General features: G+C 68.9%; 1 protein-coding gene. It reads right to left on the bottom strand.

The genetic code is table 11. From position 1 onward, the window contains the following. Positions 1 to 750: type IV secretory system conjugative DNA transfer family protein (locus A5780_RS13765; RefSeq protein WP_197521745.1), on the bottom strand; the 750-nt coding region annotated here is incomplete at both ends.

The following is a 750-nucleotide window of genomic DNA, read 5'->3' as shown; positions in this document are numbered from 1 at the left end:
CGGGGCCGCTCACCCTTCGACGGCGGGCACACCCACTGCCGCACTTCCTCATACTTGAGGACCGCCGCCATCTTCTTCGCGGTCGAGAACACGCCGCCCTTCTGCTTGTCCGGCGCGTTGTACTGCGTAGCCAGCGCACCTGCGACCAGCGAAAACCCGTGCTTCTGGACCACACCAACCGGCGCTTGATCCGTCGGCGAAGTCACCCACGCGAACACCTGAGTGATCGGCTTCTTGTCCAACGCGGCCGCCAGGATCAACCCGGCGAGAAGGTCCTCGCCTTCCGGCTCGAAAAACGCGTCCCCACTGCTGGAGTCGGTCGCATCGGCGAAGTGCGCGGCCAGCTCGGCCGCACGCTCCTGAGCGCCGCTGCCGCCCTCACCGGCCACCCACGCGCACGGATCCCAGAACCACGACGGCTCGGCGCCGGCCACGCCCTGCGGATCGAACACCCAGATCTCGCCGACCGTCGCCCGATGCCCGCGCGTGGCGTCCACGACATCGCGCTTGTTGCTGGTGGCCACCACCGCGCCCGGGGCGTCCATGATCGCCGGGATCACCCGGCAGGTGGTCTTACCCGAGCGCGGGCCCCAGATGTCGAGGTGCAGATCCTCGAACGAACCCCACAGTTCGCGGCCGCAGGCGACCGCGCGGCCGATCAGCACGCCGGGAACCTGACCCGGAGCGAGCTGCACACCCAGCTCGATCGCCTTGGCTTCCACCGCCGCCCAGCACAGATCATCGAGTTCG

The sequence above is a fragment of the Nocardia sp. 852002-20019_SCH5090214 genome (genome assembly GCF_001665865.1).
GTDB classification, from domain to species: Bacteria; Actinomycetota; Actinomycetes; order Mycobacteriales; family Mycobacteriaceae; genus Nocardia; species Nocardia nova.
Note: the sequence above shows the minus strand (reverse complement) of the source record. Positions and strands in the feature narration are given on the sequence as shown.